We start from the raw sequence: 564 nt of genomic DNA, 5'->3' as shown, positions 1-564 counted from the left end.
AACACCTGCGCCACCAGCACGAGTTGATGCTCCCGTCGCAGTCCGTACGGCCGCTGCAGCTCGCCCTCTCCGGGAACGGGCTCACCCCGCACGGCCCCGCCTCCACCGAGATCCACGGCAGGGACGTGGCCACCGGCCTCGCCCGTTCCGTGCAGGTCGACACGGCCGCCGTGCGCGACGCGATCCAGACCCCGCTGACCGCCGTACTCGACGGCATCGGCAAGGTGCTGCGCGTCTGCCCGCCGGACCTGGTGGCCGACCTCGCCGACCGCGGGATCATGATGGTCGGCGGCAGCGCCCTGCTGCCGGGCCTCGACCAGATGCTGCGGCACGCGACGGGCATGCCGGTGCACATCGCCGAACGCCCCGACGTGTGCGCGGTCCTCGGCCTCGGCGCGATGCTGGAGGGCCGGATCGAGCCCCTGGCCCTCGACCCGCTGGCCACCTGAGCACCGCCCCCGGACACAGACCGTACGCAGCTCGTACGCACCTCATACGCAGAGAGCCGGCCCCTCCGCCGCCCGCATGAGCGAAGCCTCCGAACCCCCCGAGCCTGTCGAACCC

At 73.2% G+C, this 564-nt stretch carries 1 protein-coding gene; it reads left to right on the top strand.

Features of this window, described 5'->3' with window-relative positions:
- Positions 1 to 449: rod shape-determining protein (locus tag O3Q52_RS53940; protein WP_269655654.1), on the top strand; the 449-nt coding region annotated here is incomplete at its 5' end.
- Positions 450 to 564 lie beyond the last annotated feature (115 nt).

This window comes from Streptomyces sp. ActVer, from assembly GCF_027270795.1.
Classification (GTDB): domain Bacteria; phylum Actinomycetota; class Actinomycetes; order Streptomycetales; family Streptomycetaceae; genus Streptomyces; species Streptomyces umbrinus_A.
This window is presented reverse-complemented; position numbering and strand designations above follow the sequence as displayed.